This window comes from Pseudomonas sp. NPDC096950 (genome assembly GCF_044762525.1).
GTDB lineage: Bacteria > Pseudomonadota > Gammaproteobacteria > Pseudomonadales > Pseudomonadaceae > Aquipseudomonas.
The window spans coordinates 180,267-202,823 of record NZ_JBIWEL010000011.1 but is presented as its reverse complement, the minus strand read 5'-3'; the positions used below and the strand labels follow the sequence as shown (position 1 = coordinate 202,823).

General features: G+C 59.0%; 15 protein-coding genes. 13 read left to right on the top strand and 2 right to left on the bottom strand.

Annotated features, from left to right (window positions below):
• Nucleotides 1-58: 58 nt before the first annotated feature.
• Nucleotides 59-1,183: a polysaccharide deacetylase family protein gene (locus tag ACIQY3_RS18625; protein ID WP_403021993.1), complete on the bottom strand. Its 1,125-nt coding sequence runs from the start codon at nt 1,181-1,183 to the stop codon at nt 59-61.
• Between the two features lie 264 nt (nt 1,184-1,447).
• On the opposite strand from ACIQY3_RS18625, the gene yaaA reads away from it, so the two are divergent.
• The 13 genes from yaaA to ACIQY3_RS18560 all read left to right on the top strand — a co-directional run bounded on the left by yaaA (nt 1,448) and on the right by ACIQY3_RS18560 (nt 19,727).
• Nucleotides 1,448-2,227, top strand: coding sequence for a peroxide stress protein YaaA (gene yaaA, locus ACIQY3_RS18620; RefSeq protein ID WP_163908572.1), 780 nt, complete (start codon nt 1,448-1,450; stop codon nt 2,225-2,227).
• 805 nt (nt 2,228-3,032) lie between these two features.
• Nucleotides 3,033-4,349 carry a nucleotide sugar dehydrogenase gene (locus tag ACIQY3_RS18615; RefSeq protein ID WP_163908570.1) on the top strand — a complete coding sequence of 439 codons (1,317 nt, stop codon included), beginning with the start codon at nt 3,033-3,035 and terminating at the stop codon, nt 4,347-4,349.
• A 184-nt stretch (nt 4,350-4,533) separates the two neighbouring features.
• Nucleotides 4,534-6,015 carry a mannuronan synthase gene (alg8, locus tag ACIQY3_RS18610; protein ID WP_403021990.1) on the top strand — a complete coding sequence of 494 codons (1,482 nt, stop codon included), beginning with the start codon at nt 4,534-4,536 and terminating at the stop codon, nt 6,013-6,015.
• Nucleotides 6,016-6,051: 36 nt separating this feature from the next.
• Entirely contained in the window at nt 6,052-7,221 is a 1,170-nt protein-coding gene (locus ACIQY3_RS18605; RefSeq protein ID WP_163908566.1) for an alginate biosynthesis protein Alg44, read from the top strand.
• 15 nt (nt 7,222-7,236) lie between these two features.
• Nucleotides 7,237-8,739, top strand: coding sequence for an alginate biosynthesis TPR repeat lipoprotein AlgK (gene algK / locus ACIQY3_RS18600; protein WP_403021987.1), 1,503 nt, complete (start codon nt 7,237-7,239; stop codon nt 8,737-8,739).
• On the top strand, nt 8,736-10,220 hold the full coding sequence (locus tag ACIQY3_RS18595; protein ID WP_403021985.1) for an alginate export family protein: 1,485 nt from the start codon (nt 8,736-8,738) through the stop codon (nt 10,218-10,220). The genes algK and ACIQY3_RS18595 overlap by 4 nt, the downstream gene beginning before the upstream one ends.
• Nucleotides 10,221-10,246: 26 nt before the next feature.
• Entirely contained in the window at nt 10,247-11,833 is a 1,587-nt protein-coding gene (gene algG / locus ACIQY3_RS18590) for a mannuronan 5-epimerase AlgG (protein WP_403021983.1), read from the top strand.
• A 10-nt stretch (nt 11,834-11,843) separates the two neighbouring features.
• Nucleotides 11,844-13,301: an alginate O-acetyltransferase gene (locus tag ACIQY3_RS18585; protein WP_403021981.1), complete on the top strand. Its 1,458-nt coding sequence runs from the start codon at nt 11,844-11,846 to the stop codon at nt 13,299-13,301.
• A 7-nt stretch (nt 13,302-13,308) separates the two neighbouring features.
• Complete coding sequence (locus ACIQY3_RS18580) at nt 13,309-14,433, top strand: mannuronate-specific alginate lyase (RefSeq protein ID WP_403021979.1); 1,125 nt, start codon at nt 13,309-13,311, stop codon at nt 14,431-14,433.
• A 206-nt stretch (nt 14,434-14,639) separates the two neighbouring features.
• Nucleotides 14,640-16,205, top strand: a complete 1,566-nt coding sequence (locus tag ACIQY3_RS18575; protein ID WP_054049733.1) for an MBOAT family protein — start codon at nt 14,640-14,642, stop codon at nt 16,203-16,205.
• A gap of 11 nt (nt 16,206-16,216) precedes the next feature.
• Complete coding sequence (locus tag ACIQY3_RS18570; protein WP_403021976.1) at nt 16,217-17,392, top strand: alginate O-acetyltransferase; 1,176 nt, start codon at nt 16,217-16,219, stop codon at nt 17,390-17,392.
• A 17-nt stretch (nt 17,393-17,409) separates the two neighbouring features.
• Nucleotides 17,410-18,063, top strand: coding sequence for an alginate O-acetyltransferase AlgF (locus tag ACIQY3_RS18565; protein WP_054049737.1), 654 nt, complete (start codon nt 17,410-17,412; stop codon nt 18,061-18,063).
• A 212-nt stretch (nt 18,064-18,275) separates the two neighbouring features.
• The gene (locus ACIQY3_RS18560) at nt 18,276-19,727 is read left to right on the top strand and encodes a mannose-1-phosphate guanylyltransferase/mannose-6-phosphate isomerase (RefSeq protein WP_403021974.1); all 1,452 of its coding nucleotides are present in this window, start codon (nt 18,276-18,278) and stop codon (nt 19,725-19,727) included.
• Nucleotides 19,728-19,811: 84 nt separating this feature from the next.
• On the opposite strand, the gene ACIQY3_RS18555 is transcribed toward ACIQY3_RS18560, so the two are convergent.
• Entirely contained in the window at nt 19,812-22,511 is a 2,700-nt protein-coding gene (locus ACIQY3_RS18555) for an RHS repeat domain-containing protein (protein WP_403021972.1), read from the bottom strand.
• Between the last annotated feature and the right edge of the window lie 46 nt (nt 22,512-22,557).

The following is a 22,557-nucleotide window of genomic DNA, read 5'->3' as shown; positions in this document are numbered from 1 at the left end:
CCTTCCAAAAATACCCCGCTCTGCCCTCTCCCCCAATGATTTCGGGCTTTTCCGGATTTCAGCGAAACGCCACCTGACAGTCTTCCCAACCGATCCCGCTTTGCGCCGTTTGCGCGATCAGCCAGGGCATCGACGTTTTCACTGCATCCTGCTTCACATTGAAATTGATCACGCCGTGGCGCCATAAAAGCATCAGGGTCAGCACCCGTTGGGCGCTCTGGCTGCCCTTGAGCTTACCGGCGCCGTCCTGGGGATCGATGTCCCACAGCGCCACCTGCAAACCTTGCGATTCAAAGAAGCCTTGGGCGTCGGAACGCCGTTGACCGTCCGGCGGGCGGAACAGCGGCACGTAGTTCTCCGGCAATTTGCTCTTCACCAGTTCAGCGCTGCGTTTCACCGAGTCTTGCCAATCCTGCCAATGGCTGTGGGAGCGGAACTCCCAGCCCTGCACACCGAGGCATTGCTGTGAATACATCGCTTGCAGACTGGCCACGGAACCTTCGGCCAAACGCGCCTGGATGTCCTTGCCCAGCACAAAGAAGGTGCCATTCATGTTCGACTTGCGCAGATACTCGGTGACCCACCCGGTGTTGTCCGGAATGGCATTGGCCGCGCTGTCGAAGGTCAGCAGAAACAGCCGGTCATGCATCTCGTCGCCGTTGCGCTCATAGTCGCCGAAACGATCGACTTCACTGCTGGTTTGCGGAAACAGCGCGGCTTTGCGCAATTGCTCGTCCAGGTACTGGGCGTGGAACAAACGGCTCGGTTCGGACCATTTGATATAGAAGCTGTCGTCACTGACCTGGAACTTGGCCGCTTGCTCGCGCAGGGTCGGCAGGTCTTCGACCAGGAAACAGAACGACGCATCCTGATCGCAGCTCTGCTGGGCGAAGTTGTAATTGGTCAGCAGGCGCTGCCACATCCGCTCGCGCAGGCTGTTGACCGCGTCCAGATTGATGGTGCGCAGGCCCAGGCGTTGGGCCAGGCTGGCTTCATTCAGGGACTCGCTGGCCAACAGGACGCGGGCGAACATAAGGATTTCGGCCCGGGACGCGACATCGAACAGGGTCGGGCTGGTGAGCTGCTCGGGCCAGGTGCTGCGATCAAGGGTCGCCACATCGCCGGGCGCCGCCAGGGCACCGAAGCTCAAGAGCCAGGCAGAGAATAAAAAAACGATACGCAAAGGGATGTCTCCATAACAAAACCCGCGCGGCACTATAGCTGATCCCACCCAATATCCCGCAGCAGCACAAAACTCCTGTGGGAGCGGGCTTGCTCGCGAAGACGGCGGCACAATCAACATCACTGTCGCCTGACACACCGCATTCGCGAGCAAGCCCGCTCCCACAGGGTTTTGCGCGACACCACCGATCACCTATGGACTTGATAGCTGGAGTCAACCAGCACAACCCCCTAGAATCGCCGCACGATTAAAGGAGACGACTTCATGCTGATGGTGATTTCCCCCGCCAAGACCCTCGATTACGAAACACCGCCGGCCACCCAGCGTTTCACCCAGCCGCAATACCTGGACCATTCCCAGGAGCTGATCATGCAGCTGCGCGACCTCACGCCGGCGCAGATCAGCGAGTTGATGCACGTCTCCGACAAGATCGGCGGGCTCAACGCCGCGCGTTTCGGCAGTTGGACACCGGCGTTCACCCCGGAAAATGCCAAGCAGGCGCTGCTGGCCTTCAAGGGTGACGTGTACACCGGTTTGAATGCCCAGACCTTCAGCGAAGCCGATTTCGATTACGCCCAGCAGCATTTGCGCATGTTGTCCGGCCTGTACGGCCTGCTGCGCCCCCTGGACCTGATGCAGCCTTATCGGCTGGAGATGGGCACCAAACTGGCGAATGCCCGTGGCAAGGATCTGTACGCCTTCTGGGGCACGCGGATCAGCGAATGGCTGAACGAAGCGCTGGCCGACCAGGGTGACGACGTGCTGCTGAACCTGGCCTCCAACGAGTACTTCTCGGCCGTCAAACGCAGCGCCTTGAACGCGCGCATCATCAATACCGAGTTCAAGGACCTGAAGAACGGCCAGTACAAGATCATCAGCTTCTACGCGAAGAAGGCGCGCGGAATGATGAGCCGTTTCGTTATCGAAGAGCGCATCAACAACCCGGACGCTCTCAAGCAGTTTGATATCCAGGGTTATCGTTACAGTACCGAACAGTCCAAACCGGACAACTTGGTATTCCTGCGCGATCACACTCCCGAGTAGCGCACTCATTCGGCGCACGACCGTCGGTCGTGCGCACTGTTTAAATCGTCCAACAATTCCCCGCCTGCCTCGCCATTCTCTTGGCGCCAAAAATACATCATCCAACTTTCTAACTTTTGTTTCACTCGACATTCGTTAATTTTTTCAGTAGTGGCACCGAAAATTTTTATCGGTAGTGGCACATACACATCTAAATTGATTATTTCCCTATATATAAAGGGCCAAACCGTAAGTGCTATCAGTTTGAAAGCAGTGCCATCTTTCTCAATATTTCAAGAAATTTCAGGATTCGCGATGGGCGGACAGGAACTATGTCCAAATGCGTCGCTCATACCACCGGTAACTATTTTCCTTGAGCTTGTAGGAAATAACTTACGCAGAGACGACAACCATGTAGCGAAGTTGTCACACTAACTTCCGCTTAATGGCCTCTGATTTGGGCAGCACCAACAGGACAGGAGATACGCACCATTACTATCCCCTATAAGGCCAAGGCAGCGCCCCTATAAACGTGCTCATCCGAGCACCCAACCGCTTGATTTACGGGCCTTCAGCCTGACATCGAGCGCGCATGACCTTTGCACATTTGCCCCCTGAACAGGGGACAGGATGCATAACAGGGCATATCACAATAATAAGGCCTAGTTGCGCACATCTTGAGTGCACTTATTTAGTCACTCGGAACTTAGTACGCCTGCACGCTGCATTACGGCGTCTGTAAGCACGCACTTACGAGTGCACTATGACCGCTGAACACCATTAACTCCGGCCATTTAATGGCTTGATAATTACAGAGGTAAATGCGATGCGCATCAGCATATTTGGTTTGGGTTACGTCGGTGCAGTATGTGCCGGTTGCCTGTCTGCACGTGGCCATGACGTCATTGGCGTCGATGTTGCCAAAGACAAGATCGATATGATCAACGCCGGCAAATCGCCGATCGTTGAACCGGGTCTGGGCGAACTTCTGCAGAAGGGTATCGAGACGGGCAAACTGCGCGGCACGACCAACTTCGCCGAAGCGATTCGTGACACCGACCTGTCGATGATCTGCGTCGGTACGCCGAGCAAGAAGAACGGCGACCTGGAACTGAACTACATCGAAGCCGTGTGCCGCGAGATCGGTTTTGTCCTGCGTGACAAGACCACCCGCCACACCATCGTGGTTCGCAGCACCGTTTTGCCGGGCACGGTCGCAAACGTTGTCATCCCGATTCTCGAAGACTGCTCGGGCAAGAAAGCCGGCGTCGACTTCGGTGTCGCGGTCAACCCTGAATTCCTGCGTGAAAGCACCGCAATCGCCGACTACGACCTGCCACCGATGACCGTCATCGGCGAATTCGACAAGGCCAGCGGCGACGTGCTGCAAGCCCTGTACGAAGAACTCGACGCGCCGATCATCCGCAAGGACATCGCCGTCGCCGAGATGATCAAGTACACCTGCAACGTGTGGCACGCCACCAAGGTGACCTTCGCCAACGAGATCGGCAACATCGCCAAGGCTGTCGGCGTCGATGGTCGTGAAGTGATGGAAGTGGTCTGCCAGGACAAAACCCTGAACCTGTCGCAGTACTACATGCGCCCAGGCTTCGCGTTCGGCGGCTCTTGCCTGCCGAAAGACGTGCGCGCCCTGACCTTCCGTGCCGGTTCCCTGGACGTCGATGCGCCGCTGCTCAACTCGCTGATGCGCAGCAACGTGTCGCAAGTGCAGAACGCCTTCGACATCGTGTCCAGCCACGACAAACGCAAAGTCGCCCTGCTCGGCTTGAGCTTCAAGGCCGGCACCGATGACCTGCGCGAAAGCCCGTTGGTGGATCTGGCGGAAATGCTGATCGGCAAGGGTTACGACCTGAGCATCTACGACAGCAACGTTGAGTACGCCCGTGTCCACGGCGCGAACAAGGACTACATCGAGTCGAAGATCCCGCACGTTTCGTCGCTGCTCAACTCCGACTTCGACGACGTGATCAACAACTCCGACGTGATCATCCTCGGTAACCGTGACGAGAAATTCCGCGCCCTGGCGGAACAGGCTCCACACGGCAAGCAAGTGATCGACTTGGTCGGCTTCATGTCCCAAGCCACCAGCGTCAAAGATCGCACCGAAGGTATCTGCTGGTAACAAGCAGCCCTCTGTAGGAGCCAGGCTTGCCGGCGAACCAGACGACGTGATGTGTCAGGTACGCCGCCTTCGCGGGCAAGCCTCGCGCCTACGGGTCCGAGGGAATTGACCTGGCTTTTTTCGCCTGCCTTAACCCCATCGGGCCACCCCACAGGCTCGCCCGAGATAGAGACGGATGCAGATTATGCACAGGCTAAAGCACGGCCTTTTACAGGCCGCCGGTTGGCTGTTTTACCTAAGTTTATTGATGGGCATCGCCATGGCGTTGCCTTCGTCCACGTTCGACTCCGAGTCGAAGGACTTCATTTTCCTGATCGGTTTCATCGGGATCTGGCGTTACTCGATGGGTGCCACGCACTTTGTGCGCGGCATGCTGTTCCTTTACGTGGTCTACCCGCACCTGCGGCGCAAAGTGCGCAAGCTGGGCAAAGCGGCAGACCCGTCGCATGTGTACCTGATGGTCACCAGTTTCCGTATCGACGCCCTGACCACCGCCCAGGTCTACGCCTCGGTTATTCGCGAAGCGATCGACTGCGGCCTGCCGACCACCATGGTCTGCTCCATCGTGGAAATGTCCGATGAGAAGCTGGTGAAAAGCCTGTGGACCAAAATGAATCCACCGGCTCGGGTCAAGCTCGACTTCGTGCGCATTCCCGGCACCGGCAAGCGCGATGGCCTGGCCTACGGTTTCCGCGCCATCTCCCGCCACCTGCCGGATGACCGTGCAGTGGTTGCAGTGATCGATGGCGACACCGTGCTCGCCCCTGGCGTCGTGCTCAAGACCGTGCCGTGGTTTCAGCTGTTCGGCAATGTCGGCGGCCTGACCACCAACGAGTTCTGCGAAGTGCGCGGCGGCTACGTCATGGCCGAATGGCACAAACTGCGCTTCGCCCAGCGTCACATCAACATGTGCTCGATGGCCCTGTCCAAACGCGTCCTGACCATGACCGGCCGGATGTCGGTGTTCCGCGCAACCGTGGTGACCGACCCGGACTTCATCGCCGACGTGGAAAGCGACTCGCTGCAACACTGGCGCCTGGGCCGCTTCAAGTTCCTGACCGGTGACGACAAGTCGAGCTGGTTCAGCCTGATGCGCCTGGGCTACGACACCTTTTACGTACCGGACGCGGCGATCCACACCGTGGAACACCCGCCGGAAAAAAGCTTCATCAAGGCCAGCCGCAAACTGATGTTCCGCTGGTACGGCAACAACCTGCGCCAGAACTCCCGTGCCCTGGGCCTGGGGATGAAACGCCTCGGCCTGTTCACCTCGGTGGTGCTGTTCGACCAGCGTGTGTCGATGTGGACTTCGTTGCTGGGCCTGACGGTGGCGATCATCGCCAGCTTCAAGTACGGCGGCGCGTTCATCCTCGCTTACCTGCTGTGGATCGGCATCACTCGCCTGATCCTGACCCTGCTGCTGTCCTGCTCCGGTCACCGCGTCGGCCCGGCCTACCCGATGATTCTCTATTACAACCAGATCGTCGGCGCGCTGGTGAAGATCTATGTGTTCTTCCGCCTCGACCAACAATCCTGGACTCGCCAGGACACCAAATTGACCCGTGATCTCGCCAGCTTTCAACGTTGGTTCAACACCTGGTCGTCTCGGACCATGACCTTCTCCGCCGGCAGCGTTTTCGTCGCCGTGCTGCTGATGATGGTCTGACCGCCCCCTTATTGAATTAACCAGGAAATTGCCCCTATGAATACCGCCGTCAATGCCAACGTAGTGCACGAATCCGAAGCCCAGCGCCAACACGCCCGAGTGAAAATCCCGGCCAAGCTGCGGTTCTTCGGTCCAGACCGTACGCCGGTCGATGCCCGGGTCCTCGACCTCTCCGCTGGCGGCCTGGCGTTCAACGCCGGTCAGCTGCCGCTGAAGATCGGCGACGTACACAAGGCTCGCCTGCAATTCGTCATCGATAACCTCGGCCTGGCCATGGACGTGGAGTTGCAGATCCGCTCCTTCGATCGCCAGACCGGTCGCGCCGGTTGCCAGTTCCAGAACCTGGAAGCGCAAGACATCTCGACCCTGCGTCACCTGATCACCTCTCACCTGTCCGGCGACATCGTCAGCATGGGTGAAGTGCTGGCGACCCTGCAGCGCGACAACTTCACCAAGGCGCGCAAGGTCAAGGATGGCGGCCACGGCATGACCCCGTTCGGTCGTCTGCGTGCGGTGACCTTCAGCTTCGCGATCTTCCTCGTCGGCCTCGCGGCCTTCGGTTTCATCTTCAAGTCGGTGTACGGCATGTACTTCGTCAGCCACGCCCAGGCCGGCATCGTCAGCGTACCGGGCATGAACATCACCATGCCTCGCGACGGCACCGTGCAGAGCCTGATCAAAGCCGACGGCGTTGCCGCCAAAGGCGCGCCACTGGCGACCTTCAGCACCAGCATGCTCGATGTGCTCAAGGGTCATCTGGACGAAGACCAGTTGCAACCGGCCAAGGTTGAAGAACTGTTCGGCAAGCAAATGACCGGCACCCTGACGTCGCCGTGCGATTGCACCGTGGCCCAGCAACTAGTCGGCAACGGTCAGTACGCCAGCAAGGGCGACGTGATCTTCAATCTGGTGCCGCGTAACAGCGAAGCCAACATCGACGCGCGCTTCACCTATCGCCAGTTCGCCGACGTGCGTCCAGGCGCGCCAGTGACCTTCGAAATCGCCGGCGAAGACAAGGTCCGCACCGGCAAGATCGTCAGCAGCACCAGCCTGAAAAGCGCCGACCTGTCCTCCGACATCCGCGTACAGATCAAGCCTGACGAGCCGCTGGACACCACCTTCGCCGGTCGCCCGGTGGAAGTGAACAGCGATCGTGGCCCGAGCTTGAACTGGCTGATCGACAAAGCCATGGCCGCCGGTATTTAAGTCGAGGACATGCCTGTGACCATTAAAAAAATCCTGAACACACCGCAGTCCCTGTGGGAGCGGGCTTGCTCGCGAAAGGGTCAACTCGGTTTGTCTGATGCACCCCAGCGCCTGCTTCGCGAGCAAGCCCGCTCCCACATGGGATCTCTGTGCGCCGTTGCATTGGCCGTGAGCCTGGCCGGTTGCGCCGGCCTGCCCGACCAACGCCTGGCGAACGAAGCCCTGAAACGCGGCGACACCGCGCTGGCGCAGCAGAACTACCAGCAACTGGCAGACCTGGGTTACAGCGAGGCCCAAGTGGGCCTGGCCGATATCCAGGTCGACAGCCGTGACCCGGCGCAGATGAAACAGGCCGAGGCGACTTACCGCGCCGCGGTCGGCGTTTCGCCGCGGGCCCAGGCTCGCCTCGGTCGCCTGCTGGTGGCCAAGCCCGGTTCCACTGAAGCCGAACAGCACGAAGCCGAAGGCCTGTTGAAAAAAGCCGCGTCCAATGGCGAAGGCAACACGCTGATTCCGCTGGCGATGCTGTACCTGCAATACCCGCACAGTTTCCCGAACATCAACGCCCAGCAACAGATCAGCCAATGGCGCGCCGAAGGCAAACCGGAAGCGGGCCTGGCCCAAGTGCTGCTGTATCGCACCCAAGGCACGTATGACCAGCACCTGGATGAAGTCGAATCCATCTGCAAAGCCGCGCTGAACACCACCGACATCTGCTACGTCGAACTGGCCACGGTTTACCAGAAACAAGCCAAGCCAGAGCAAACCGCCGAGCTGATCAAACAGATGCAAGCCGCTCATACCCGCGGCACCGTTTCCGCTCAACGCGTGGACAGCGTCGCTCGCGTCCTCGGTGATGCGACCCTGGGCAAGACTGACGAGAAAACCGCGCAGTCGCTGCTCGAAGACATCGCCCCTGGCTACCCCGCTTCCTGGGTCAGCCTGGCGCAATTGCTCTACGACTTCCCGGAACTCGGCGATGTCGACACGATGATGAAGTACCTGGACAACGGTCGCGCCGCGGATCAACCCCGTGCCGAACTGTTGCTGGGCAAGCTCTACTACGAAGGCAAATGGGTGCCGGCCGATGCCAAGGTCGCCGAAGAACACTTCCAGAAAGCCGTTGGCCGTGAAGTGGCCGCCGATTACTACCTCGGCCAGATTTACCGTCGTGGTTACCTGGGCAAGGTCTATTCGCAAAAAGCCCTGGATCACCTGCTGACCGCTGCGCGCAACGGCCAGAACAGCGCCGACTTCGCCATCGCCCAACTGTTTTCCCAAGGCAAGGGCACCAAGCCCAACCCGGTCAACGCTTACGTCTTCAGCCAGTTGGCCAAGGCTCAGGACACCCCGCAAGCCAATGAGCTTGCGACAACGTTAGAAGCCCAACTGCCGCCTGCCCAGCTCGCCGAGGCCCAACGCCTGTTGAAACAAGAACAGGCCGTTCGTGGTTCCTCGAGCCAGAACAAGCTGGATTTGCATGCCCTGCAAGAAGAAGACGGCGAGGAAACCCTATGAAGCTGAATCCATTCGTCAAGGCCGGTATTGGCCTGACATTCGCGCTGATGTGGTCGTGTCCGACCCTGGCGGCGATGACCGAGGCCAAGAACTACGGTCTTGAAGTGAAAGTCACCGGCCAGTCCGAAGACGACGCCGACCTCGGCACCGCCAAGGGCGGCGACGTCAATGGCCTGGGCCTCGACCTGCGTCCATGGGTCTACGGCGAACGCGGCGCGTGGAGCGCCTATGCGATGGGTCAGGCAGTGACGTCCACCGACATCATCGAAACCGACACCTTGCAACAGGCTGACGACACCAACCAGGCCACCGACAGCGGTGATCGCAAATCCAAGAAAAACTATTTGGCTATGCGCGAGTTCTGGGTCGGCTACAGCGGCCTCACGCCTTATCCGGGCGAGATGCTCAAGCTCGGTCGCCAGCGCCTGCGCAATGACGACGGCCAGTTCCGCGACACCAACATCGAAGCCCTGAACTGGACCTTCGACACCACCCTGTTGCGTGCCAACGCCGGTGTGGCCGAACGCTTCAGCGAATACCGCACCGACTTGAAAGAGCTGGCGCCAAAGGACAAGGATCGCCTGCACGCTTACGCCGATGCGGCGTATCAGTGGACCCCGGGCAACTGGGTCGGCATTCGCGGTCATCACACCCACGATGACGGCAAGCTCGACTACCCGGAACCGGGTGTGGCCGGCGACTCGCTGGACAAAAAACAGAATGGCGACATCAGCTGGCTCGGCCTTACCGCTGACAGCGACGCCTACAACTGGCGCAACACCAACACCGTCAACTACTGGGGCAGCATCACCGGCATGAGTGGCGACACCGACACGGTCAACGCGCTGAATGCCGACGGCACCCGCCCGACCGAAGCCAAGACCGGTGAAGACCTCAACGGCTGGGCTACCGATGTTGGCGTGCGTCTGCGCCTCGATCCGCAATGGCAAGTCGGTGCAGCCTATGCCCGCGCCAGCGCCGATTACGAACAGAACGGCCTGGAAAGCAACCGCTCGAACTACACCGGTACTCGCTCGCGGGTTCACCGTTTCGGCGAAGCCTTCCGTGGCGAAATGAACAACATGCAAACCGCGACCCTGTTCGGTTCGTGGATGCTCAACGACGAATACGACGCCAGCCTCGTGTACCACAAGTTCTGGCGCGTGGACGGCAGCAAACCAGTGGGCAGCAACGGCATCAATGCCGTCGAAAACAACACCGACGACGCCACCGGCGCGATCCTCTCCAGCACCTCGCTGCCGCTGCAAGATGGCAACAAGGACCTGGGTCAGGAAATGGACCTGGTGGTCACCAAGTACTTCAAGCAAGGGCTGTTGCCTGCCGCTTTGAGCCAGTCGATCGATGAGCCTTCGGCCCTGGTGCGTTTCCGTGGCGGTGTGTTCAAGCCCGGCGATGCCTACGGCAAAGAAGTCGATTCGTACATGCACCGCGCGTTCATCGACGTGATCTGGCGCTTCTGATGCGAGCCGCGAAAGGAGTGCCCGACATGACCTATCCGAAGAGAGGTTCGATCACGTTGCTGGCCGGCGCAATGCTGCTGGCCAGCTCGGTCGCCTTCGCCAATGCGGAGCCGGTTGCGCCTGCACAAAAAGGCCAGCCGGCCACCCTGGCCAAAGGACTGCAACAAGCCAAGACCTACACCGTCAGCAGCGCACCGACTGCGCCGCTGAACCTGGCCAAGCCGAAACTGCCGGACACCTCCGGCTACACCGCCGAAGCCATCGCCGCGAAAGTGGTGCGGACCAAACCGGGCAAGGTCAGCGTGCGCCGGATGATGCAGGAAGACGCCTTGAAGGACTTCATCGGCGGCGACAACAAGATGGCCGAGTGGGTGGTGCGTCAGCACGGCATCCCGCAGGCGATCTTCGTCGACGACGGCTACATGAACCTGAAAGACCTGGCCAAGAAAGAACCGAAGTACCTCAGCGAAACCTCGCCGGGTGTGTACCTGGCCAAATTGCCGATCGTGGTTGGCCGCAAGGGCATCCTCGAAATCGACAAGCAGACCCAGGAATTGCGCCTGTCCCAGGAAGCTGGTTCGTTCCTGGTCAACGACGGCCAGTTGTTTGTGCGTGACACCAAAATCACTGGGTGGAGCGAGAAGGCCAATGGCCCGGCGCTGTTCAAGACGCCGAAGGAATTCCGTCCGTTCCTGCTGTCCTGGGGCGGCACCGAGACCTACATCGCGAACAGCAAGATCGCCAGTTTCGGCTACGCCAACAGTAAGTCCTACGGCGTGAGTATTTCCCAATACACGCCGAACATGGCCAAGGTGCTCAAGCGCGCTGAACCGACTGGCTGGATTGTCGGCTCCGAGTTCTCGGACATGTGGTACGGCTTCTACTGCTACGAAACCCGCGACTTCGTGGTCAAGGGCAACACCTACAAAGACAACATCGTCTACGGCATTGACCCGCATGACCGTTCCCACGGTCTGATCATCGCGGACAACACCGTACACGGGACCAAGAAGAAGCACGGGATCATCATTTCCCGTGAGGTCAACGACAGCTTCATCTTCAACAACCGCAGCTACGACAACCACCTCTCGGGGCTGGTGATCGACCGTAACAGCGTGAACAACCTGATCGCCTACAACGAGATCTACAAGAACCACACCGACGGCATCACCCTCTACGAGAGTGGCGACAACCTGTTGTGGGGCAACAAAGTGATCAGCAACAAGCGCCACGGCATCCGGATTCGTAACAGCGTGAACATTCGCCTCTACGAAAACCTCGCCATGGCCAACGGTCTGACCGGTGTCTACGGGCACATCAAGGACCTGAGCGACACCGATCGGGACATCAAGCTCGACCCGTTCGACGCCCAGGTGTCGCTGATCGTGGTCGGCGGCGAACTGGCCGGCAATGGCAGCGGACCGCTGTCCATCGACTCGCCGCTGAGCGTCGAGTTGTACCGCGTGTCCATGCTCGCGCCGACCAAATCCAGTGGCATCAGCTTCAACGGGATTCTTGGCGAGCGCCAGGATGAAATTCTCGACCTGCTGGTACGCCAGCAGAAAGCCGTGCTGATCGACCCCGTCGAACGCCAGACCGAAATGCGGGACTGAGGATAATTTTATGCACCCACACTTGATCAAATTACTCAGCCTGTCGGCCCTGACCGCCGGGATGCTCGCGGCCAGCGCTGGCGCCCGTGCCGACGACGCCGCCAGCGCAACCGCGCCGAAGTTCACCGCCGACCCGTGCTGCAACCTGTGCCCGGAAGCCCACGACGCGAAGAACTACACCACCCGTTACCAGCAGAACTTCACCACGTTGGTACAGGCCCAGGGCGACTGGTTGTTCCGTACGCAAGAAGACTTGCGCACCGAGTTCGATACCTCCCCTGCCGGCTACAAACGCATGAAAGAGCTGCACGATGCGTTCAAGAGCAAAGGCGTGGAACTGGTGGTCGTCTACCAACCAACCCGTGGCCTGGTGAACCGCAACAAGCTCAACCCGGAAGACAAGGCCAAGTACGATTTCGACAAGGCCCTGAAGAACTACAAGACCATGCTCGGCCGCTTCGCCGCCATGGGCTACACCGTGCCGGACCTGTCGCCGCTGACCAACGAGACGCTGCCCGACACTCTGCCGGCCCACGACTTTTACTTCCGAGGTGACCAACACTGGACGCCATACGGCGCCCAGCGCACGGCGAAAATCGTCGGTGAGCAAATCAAGAAAATGCCGGCCTTCGCCGACGTGCCGAAGCGTGAATTCGAGAGCCATAAGTCGGGTCGCATGGGCAAGACCGGAACATTACACAACATGGCCGGTCAACTCTGTGGCACGAGCTACGCGATCCAGTACATGGATCAGTTCACCACGGAGCCAAAAGGCGAAGCGGACGATGGCGATCTGTTCAGTGACTCCGGCAATCCGGAGATCACCCTGGTCGGCACCAGCCACAGTGGCAAGAACTACAACTTCGCCGGTTTCCTCGAAGAGGCAATCGGTGCCGACATCCTCAACGTGGCATTCCCTGGCGGTGGCCTGGAAGGTTCGATGCTGCAGTACCTGGGCAGCGACGAGTTCCAGAAGAAGCCGCCGAAAATCCTCATCTGGGAATTCTCGCCGCTCTATCGCCTCGACCAGGAAACCATCTACCGCCAGATGATGGCGCTGCTGGACAACGGTTGCGAAGGCAAGGAAACCCAAATGACCGGTAGCACCACATTGAAGCCGGGCAAAAACGAATTAATGGTCAACAGCAAGAACCTGAACCTGCAAAACGGCAGTCACCAGGTCGACATCCAGTTCGCCGATGCGTCGGTGAAAGTCCTGCAAGCCACCCTCTGGTACATGAACGGTCGCCACGAGGACATCAAAATCGAAAAACCGGAAACCTCCGACACCGACGGGCGTTTCGCCTTTGAGTTGCGTACGGACGAAGACTGGGCCACGCAGAATCTGCTGGCCGTTGAAGTCCAGGGCCCTGAAGCGGGTGCCGCGCCACAAAAAGTCGACGCGAAAATCTGCAAACGCAACGTGTTCCCTGGCAATGAGCAGCGCACCGCTCAGGCCGGACAATGAGGCTCCTATGCAAACCCGAACTTTGAAGAATTTACTCGCTCCTTCCCTGCTGACCCTGGCGATGTTTGCCGGCGCCACCCAGGCCGCGGCGCCACTGCGTCCGCCCCAGGGCTACTTCGCGCCGATCGAGAAAGTCAAAACCGGCGACAACAGCGAAGGCTGTGACGCGATGCCGACGCCTTACACCGGCGCCCTGCAGTTTCGCAGTAAATACGAAGGTTCCGACAAGGCCCGTTCGACCCTGAACGTGCAGTCGGAAAAAGCCTTCCGCGACACCACCGCCGACATCACCAAACTGGAACGCGGCACCAGCAAGCGCGTGATGCAGTACATGCGTGACGGTCGCCCGGAACAACTCGAATGCACGCTCAACTGGCTGACGGCCTGGGCCAAGGCCGATGCCTTGATGTCCAAGGACTTCAACCACACCGGCAAATCGATGCGCAAATGGGCCTTGGGCAGCATGGCCTCGGCGTACATTCGCCTGAAATTCTCCGACTCGCATCCGTTGGCCAATCACCAGCAAGAGTCGCAGTTGATCGAAGCCTGGTTCAGCAAAATGGCAGACCAGGTAGTCAGCGATTGGGACAACCTGCCGCTCGACAAAACCAACAACCACTCGTACTGGTCCGCCTGGTCGGTGATGGCAACGTCCATCGCCACCAACCGTCGCGATTTGTTCGACTGGTCGGTGAAGGAATACAAAGTCGGCGCCAATCAGATTGACGCCGATGGCTTCCTGCCGAACGAACTCAAGCGCCAGCAACGTGCCCTCTCCTATCACAACTACGCCCTGCCGCCGCTGTCGATGATCGCCAGTTTTGCGTTGGTCAACGGTGTGGATTTGCGTCAGGAAAACAACGGCGCGCTGAAACGCCTGGGTGATCGAGTGCTGTCCGGTGTGAAAGATCCGGAAGAATTCGAGAAAAAGAACGGCAAGGAACAGGACATGAAAGACCTCAAGGTCGATTCGAAATTCGCCTGGCTTGAACCGTTCTGCACGCTCTACACCTGCTCGCCGGATGTGCTGGCGCAGAAGCACAAGATGCAGCCGTTCAAAACCTTCCGCCTCGGCGGGGATTTGACCAAGGTCTACGACCCGGCCAATGAAAAAGGCAACAAGGGGAGCTAGCACTCTCCCCCTTGTGGGAGCGGGCTTGCTCGCGAATGCGGTCTGACATTCACCAATGATGTCGACTGACACACCGCTTTCGCGAGCAAGCCCGCTCCCACAGGTTTAGTGCAAGACGTGAGTTGAGTTGTATGCCCCCGTTTTTTCGTGGGGGGTTTGGGGGGGCCGTTGGCCCTTGACTGTTGGTTAAACATGGAGAGACCGGGATGGTATTTTCATCCAACGTATTCCTGTTTTTGTTCCTGCCGATCTTTCTCGGCATGTACTACTTGAGCGGAATACGCTATCGCAACCTGCTGCTGCTGATCGCCAGCTATGTGTTCTATGCCTGGTGGCGCGTGGACTTTCTTGCGCTGTTCGCCGCCGTCACGCTGTGGAACTACTGGATCGGCCTCAAAGTCGGTGCAGCAGGCGTTCGGACCAAACCGGCCCAGCGCTGGTTGCTCCTGGGCGTGGCCGTCGACCTGTGCATTCTCGGCTACTTCAAGTACGCCAACTTCGGCGTCGACAGCATCAACGCGATGATGACTTCGGTCGGTCTGTCGCCGTTCATCCTGACCCACGTGCTGTTGCCGATCGGGATCTCGTTCTACATCTTCGAGTCCATCAGCTACATCATCGACGTCTACCGCGGTGATACCCCGGCCACCCGCAACCTGATCGACTTTGCCGCATTCGTGGCGATCTTCCCGCACCTGATTGCCGGTCCGGTCTTGCGCTTTCGCGACCTCGCCGACCAGTTCAACAACCGCACCCACACCCTCGACAAGTTCTCCGAAGGTGCCACGCGGTTCATGCAGGGTTTCATCAAGAAAGTGTTCATCGCCGACACCCTCGCGGTGGTGGCGGATCATTGCTTCGCCCTGCAAGCCCCGACCACCGGTGACGCCTGGCTCGGCGCCCTGGCCTACACCGCGCAACTGTATTTCGACTTCTCCGGCTACAGCGACATGGCCATCGGCCTGGGCTTGATGATGGGTTTCCGCTTCATGGAAAACTTCAAGCAGCCGTACATCAGCCAGTCGATCACCGAGTTCTGGCGTCGCTGGCACATCAGCCTGTCCACCTGGTTGCGTGACTACCTGTACATCACGCTCGGCGGTAACCGCAAAGGCACGCTGATGACCTATCGCAACCTGTTCCTGACCATGCTGCTCGGTGGTCTGTGGCACGGCGCGAACATCACCTACATCGTCTGGGGTGCATGGCACGGCATGTGGCTGGCAATCGAGAAGGCCCTGGGCCTGAACACTTCGCCACGCAGCATCAATCCGATCCGCTGGGCACTGACGTTCCTGCTGGTGGTGATGGGCTGGGTGATCTTCCGCTCGGAAAACCTGCACGTTGCCGGTCGCATGTACGGCGCGATGTTCAGCTTCGGCGAATGGTCGCTGTCGGAACTCAACCAGGCCAGCCTCACCGGCCTGCAAGTGGCGACCCTGGTGGTGGCTTACATGACCCTGGCGTTCTTCGGCATCCGCGACTTCTACACCAATCGTCCGCCGGAAAAAACCAAGCCTGTGGTCAACGTCGAGGCCGATGGCCCGGCCACCGCAACCCCAGGAATGATCAAAGCCGTACCGGGCGACAACCCGGGCAGCATCCATCAGCCGGGCTACACCGTGGGCGTTGAAGCCACCGTGCAACCGGCCTACTGGTCCGCTGACTGGCCGCGCTACCTGATGCGCACGCTGGTGCTGGTGTTGTTCATCGCCTCGATTTTCAAACTCTCGGCGCAAAGCTTCTCGCCGTTCCTTTACTTCCAGTTCTGAGGGATCTGACCATGACCCGCTCATTACGCATTCTCTACATCGCCCTGTTCCTGGTGACGCTGTTAGTCCTGGGCCTGTGGTCCACGCGCAGCTTCTTCGGGTTCAGCACCAGTGCCGAAACCACCGTGCTCAATGGCCGTTGGACCAAAGCCGTGGAGACGCACTACGACGCCGAGTTCCCGATCAAGCGCCTGGGCACCAACCTCTGGGCCGCGCTGGATTTCAAACTGTTCAACGAAGGTCGTCCGGGCGTCGTGCTCGGTCGCGATCAATGGTTGTACAGCGATGAAGAATTCAACCCGATCGTCAACGAAGAACTGAACCTTCAAGGCAACTACGCGCTCGTAGAAGGCGTACGCCAACAGTTGAAAGCCAAGGGCGTGAAACTGGTGATGGCGATTGTCCCGGCCAAGGTTCGCCTCTACCCGGAACACCTGGGAGAAGTGAAGCCTTCGAGCATTCACGCCAATCTCTATGAAGACTTCCACGCTCGTGTGGCGGCCGACAAGATCCTCGCCCCCGACCTGCTCGGCCCGTTCAATCAGGCCAAGCTGAACGGTGAGCAAGTGTTCCTGCGCACCGACACTCACTGGACCCCGGAAGGCGCGCAAATCGCCGCCGAAACCCTGGCCAAGACCATTGCCGAGAAAACCCCGCTGAGCGGCGAACCACAAAAGTTCGTCACGACGCCGGCGGAAAAAGTCACTCATAAAGGCGACCTGCGACTGTTCCTGCCGCTGGACCCGCTGTTCGAAAACCTGATGCCGGCCACCGAGCCGCTGCAGAAGCGCAACACCGTGGCGGCTGACGACCAGCCTGCCGCTGATGACGCCCTGTTCGCCAACAACGAAGTGCCGGTGGCCTTGATCGGCACCAGCTACAGCGCCAACCCGAACTGGAACTTCGTCGGTGCGCTGAAGCAAGCGCTGAAAAGCGACGTGGTCAATTACGCCGAAGACGGCCACGGCCCGATCCTGCCGATGCTCAGCTACCTGAAAAGCGATGCCTTCAAGAACAGCCCGCCACAGGTGCTGATCTGGGAATTTCCTGAACGTTATCTGCCTGTGAACAACGAAATCGGTGACGCCGACCCGCAGTGGGTCGCAGAGCTCAAAGAAGCTGGCGTGCGCCAACAAAACGTAGCCGCAAACACTAAATCCGAGACGCCCGACCGGGCGCAAAACTGAAAGAGAGAGGTACTACCATGACTTTCACTACTACTCCTCGCCGTCTCGCCAAGACCTTCGCACTCGTTGCAGGCATGAGCGTTCTGTCGATGTCCGCCTTCGCTGGCGACGCTGCACTCTACGGCCCGACCGCACCGAAAGGCTCGTCCTTCGTACGGATCTACAACGCCGGTAACGCTGAAGTCAGCGCCACCGTCGGCACCACCAACCTGAGCGATGTTGCGCCACTGGCCAGCAGCGACTTCAGCTTCATGCCGGGCGGCGACTACAGCGCCAAGGTCGGCAGCCAGACCCTGCCGGTCAAACTCGCCGGCGACCACTATTACACCCTGGTCAACAACGCCAGCGGCGCGCCACAACTGATCGAAGAGCCGCCGTTCAAGAACAAGCAGAAGTCCCTGGTTCGCGTGCAGAACCTGAGCGACAAGGCCCTGACCCTGAAAACCGCCGATGGCAAGACCGAAGTGGTTCCGTCCGTGGCGGCCAAGGGTCGTGGCGAGCGCGAAATCAACCCGGTCAAAGTCAGCCTGGCCCTGTATGACGGCGCCACCAAAGTCGGCGACGTAAAACCGGTTGCCCTGGAACGCGGTGAAGCCGCCGTGCTGTACGTCACCGGCAAAGGCAGCAGCCTGTCGCCAGTGTGGGTGAAACGTCCGGTTTCGACGCGCTAATCATTTTGCCTGACTGACTAGGTTCCCCTGTGGGAGCGAGCCTGCTCGCGAAAGCGGTCTGACATTCAACATCGATGTCGACTGATACGCCGCCTTCGCGAGCAGGCTCGCTCCCACACTGAACCACAGCGCCAGTCGGGATACGGAATAAGAACAAGAGTGAAACGACAGAACGCAGTAGCTCTAACCAATCGATTTTAAGGAGTAACAACATGATTCCGGTAATCTTGTCAGGTGGTAGCGGCTCACGTCTTTGGCCGCTTTCGCGCAAACAGTTTCCTAAACAGTTCCTGGCCTTGACCGGCGAACACACCCTGTTCCAGCAAACCCTGGAACGCCTGGTGTTCGAAGGCATGGACACCCCGATCGTGGTCTGCAACAAGGACCACCGCTTCATCGTCAACGAGCAGTTGAGCACTCGCAAACTCGAAGTGCAGCGCATCCTGATGGAACCCTTCGGCCGCAACACCGCACCGGCCGTGGCCTTGACCGCGATGATGCTGGTCAATGAAGGTCGCGACGAGTTGATGCTGGTGCTGCCAGCCGACCACGTACTGGAAGATCAGAAAGCCCTGCAACGCGCGCTGGCCCTGGCCACCGTCGCGGCGGAAAACGGCGAAATGGTGCTGTTCGGCGTACCGGCCACCAAACCGGAAACCGGCTACGGCTACATCAAGTCGACCAATGATTCGCTGCTGCCTGAAGGCGTCAGCCGTGTCTCGCACTTCGTCGAAAAACCTGACGTCAAGCGCGCCACCGAATACGTCGAATCCGGCGGTTATTTCTGGAACAGCGGCATGTTCCTGTTCCGCGCCAGCCGTTTCCTCGAAGAACTGAAAAAGCACGATCCGGACATCTACGACACTTGCCTGCTGACCCTTGAGCGCAGCGAGCAAGATGCCGACACCATCACTTTCGACGAAGCTACTTTCGCCTGCTGCCCGGACAACTCCATCGACTACGCCGTGATGGAAAAAACCCAGCGCGCCTGCGTCGTGCCGTTGACCGCTGGCTGGAGCGATGTCGGTTGCTGGGCGTCGTTGTGGGAAGTGAATGAAAAAGACGCCAATGGCAACGTATCCAAAGGCGACGTGGTCATCCAGGACAGCAAGAACTGCATGATCCACGGCAACGGCAAACTGGTGTCGGTGATCGGCCTGGAAAACATCGTGGTCGTCGAAACCAAGGACGCCATGATGATCGCCCACAAGGACTCGGTCCAAGGCGTGAAACAAATGGTGAACACCCTCAACGAGCAGGGCCGCAGCGAAACCCAGAACCACTGCGAAGTCTATCGTCCGTGGGGCTCCTACGACTCGGTGGACATGGGCGGCCGCTTCCAGGTCAAGCACATCTCGGTCAAGCCGGGCGCGTGCCTGTCGTTGCAAATGCACCACCACCGCGCCGAACACTGGATCGTGGTCAGCGGCACCGCTGAAGTGACCTGCGACGAGAACGTGTTCCTGCTTTGCGAGAACCAGTCGACCTACATCCCGATCGCCTCGGTGCACCGTCTGCGCAACCCGGGCAAGATTCCACTCGAGATCATCGAAGTGCAATCGGGCAGCTATCTGGGTGAAGACGATATCGAGCGGTTCGAAGATATCTACGGTCGCTCCACCCCGATCGAACGCGGCGTGTCGGTGAAAACCATCGCGCAGTGATTGATCTGTAAAACTGAAAGCCCCCGTCCAGCCCGCTGCGTTTTTCCCTATCCGCAGCGGGTTGGTCGGGGGCTTTTTTTTAATCTAGCGACCCGGCCAATACACTTGTGTTTGTCCGGTAAAAATCCTGGGATTATCAGGATCGTAATCCGGGGCTTTGGAAATATTGCCTTGGCCTCTTTTTTTATAAAAATCATCCGCTCGAAAGATTTCCTCCCCGTCAAAGTATGGAACCCGAGCAGAGTGCGGATCCGCAGGGTCCGTTGGTATCATCGGAATAAAATCCGATAAAAACGTATCTGAAAGGTCCATGCCTGATTGCTGAAGAAAATGTAACGTATTGATTTTTTGTTCCATGTTGGGTCGGTAATGGCCGCTTTTGTTTTCGATAAACGCGATACGCCCCTGATAAAGGGTCATCAATCCTGCATCCAAAACCCTACCGCCACCAAAACCACTGCTGTGATGAATTTCATTGTCCTTGCTCTTGTAAATCAAGAGTTGCTTTTCGTTAGGTGAGTCCGCGTTCCAGCCCAATACATAAGCCATTTGCGTACGTTTCCAACTATGCGCGTTGGTGGTTTTGGGTGTTTCTCTTGTAACCGACCGGCCTCGAAGCATCACATCTGCCGAGGAAGTTAAAGGCACACTCTCGCCCTCGAGCGATGTTGAATAAATCCGTTTATTCCTTATCGTGACGGTATGGGACTGCCGCTCTTCTTGCCCCATATATTGCACCCCTCGGTATTGTCGCGAGTTGGGCGTTATACGTGACGGATCAGAGGTATTTTCCGCCGCATATTCCACCAGGCGCTTACTGCCCAACATTGGATGAATCAGCGCAGCAGGTCGCGTCTCCGGAAAAAGTAGCTCTCGGGCACGACGCCATCTTTCGCCCACCAATCCATAGGCATCCATTTTGCTGGTTGGGTTGTTAGTGACCATTGAAAAAAAATTCAGCCCGTCCACTTTCCCCGCCGGATCAGGGCTCAACCACCGCTGCAACCACGGCACGTAATACCTGAACCCATAGTAATAAAGCCCCGTCGCATCCCGTTCCTTGCCCGAATACCGCACAGTCTTGTAACTGACCTGAACCGACTCGTCGTTCGACCAGGCCGTGCCGCCAAACGGGTAATAGCGTTCCTGCGTGATGATGTTGGCATCCTGATCCAGCTCCAGAGTGCTGGACCCCAGATGATCCGTCAGGCTGTAGCGCTGTTGATTATCAGCAATCTGCGTCGGGCGCCCCGCCGCCCAATGCAACACCCGCACGCTACCGCGCCCGGTCTGGACATCGATCACATGCAGTTCTTCGCCGGTGCCGCTATGGGTGCGGATTTCCAGACCCGGCAAGTATCGGGTTTCGAGGATGTTGGTTCGGGCGCTGGTTTGCAGTGAGCGAATCTTGCGCACACGCATGCCCTCGGCATCGTAGATGTAGCGTTCGCAATCATCGGGACCGGAGTCGCGCGCCACCGGGCGCACTTCGCGAAGCTGATTACGCAGGTCCCAACTCAACGCCTGACCCGGTTGCAGGTTCAGCAAATTGCCGTTGGCGTCGAACCCGCTACGAAAGTCTTCTTCACCCGGTTCCATGCCATCGCGTACGGGCAGGCACCGATTGCTGTACGCGGCAGCGACCAGCCGATGGCCAGGGTTTTGCGCGCCGATGTGGATCAATTCGAGCAGGTTGTTGCCGTCGTCGTAGCGATAGGTCTGGCGGTAGTTGGCGAGACTTTCCGAATACTCGGAAAAGGGCCCCTGCCTGACGGTGCCGGCCTCCCAACCGGTGGCCTCAATCAGTTGCGACAGACTGTCATAGGCATAGCGATTGATCGGCTCGATGCGCTGATTGGCGAAGTAACGGATCGGCAGCACCGCGTCTTCGATGCTCAGCACATTGCCGAGTGGATCGTAGGCGTAACGCAGGTCCTGCAACGGACCTTCTTGTCCTGGTCGGGATAACAAACGCTTCAGTCGTGCGTCTTCGGCGGTGTACTCAAGGACAGTGACCACGCCATTACCCGCCACTTCCTTTTCGACCTGACCGTGGGCGCTGTAGGAGATGGCGCTGACCATCGGCAGCCATTCAGTGGTGCCGCTCAGGCGCAAATCCACCGCGCGCAACTGGCCGTTGCACGTCTGACTGAATCGCTGTTCGTTTCCCTGGGCATCTATCTGGGCATGTACGTCACCCAGCGGGGTCAACCGCCACTGCGTCGCGGCGCCCGGATCTGGCTCGTGGGTGAAGCGGCGTTCTTGCTTCAGTACCGCGCCGGTCAACCCGTAGTCATGGAACAGCAAAACGCCCGCCGGATCATCGTGACGAACCAATCGCCCGCACTGATTGCGGTCACTGAGCGACTTATCCCCATAAGCCAACTGCTCCGTACACTCGCCGTTCTCGAACACCGCAACCGGCCGCCACTGTTCGTCATAGCGAGTCTGTCGTCGAGTACCCCGCCCGTCCCATTGTTCCAGTTGCTGTTCGCCCTCCCCCCATAGACCCAACCGCCATCCGGCATCGACACTGTCCGTACCGAGCACCTTGGCGGAAAGCGAATACACCGTCGCCAGATTAGCCTGCGCCGTCCCCCATAAACGCGGGTCCCACTGTGCAACCACTCGCCCGAGCGGGTCGCGCATCGTGCGATCAATCCGGGCCTGCGCGAGCCGGCTGCCCTCGTCGCGCCAGTAACCCACCGTGCGAACCTTTAGCCCCCGCGAGTCCAGGGCCGTCACGGTCGGGGTATGGCGGTGGACAGACAATGTGGTCGACATTGACGGGCCGTCCTTGAACAGTCCGTCCATCTAATACTGGCGACGG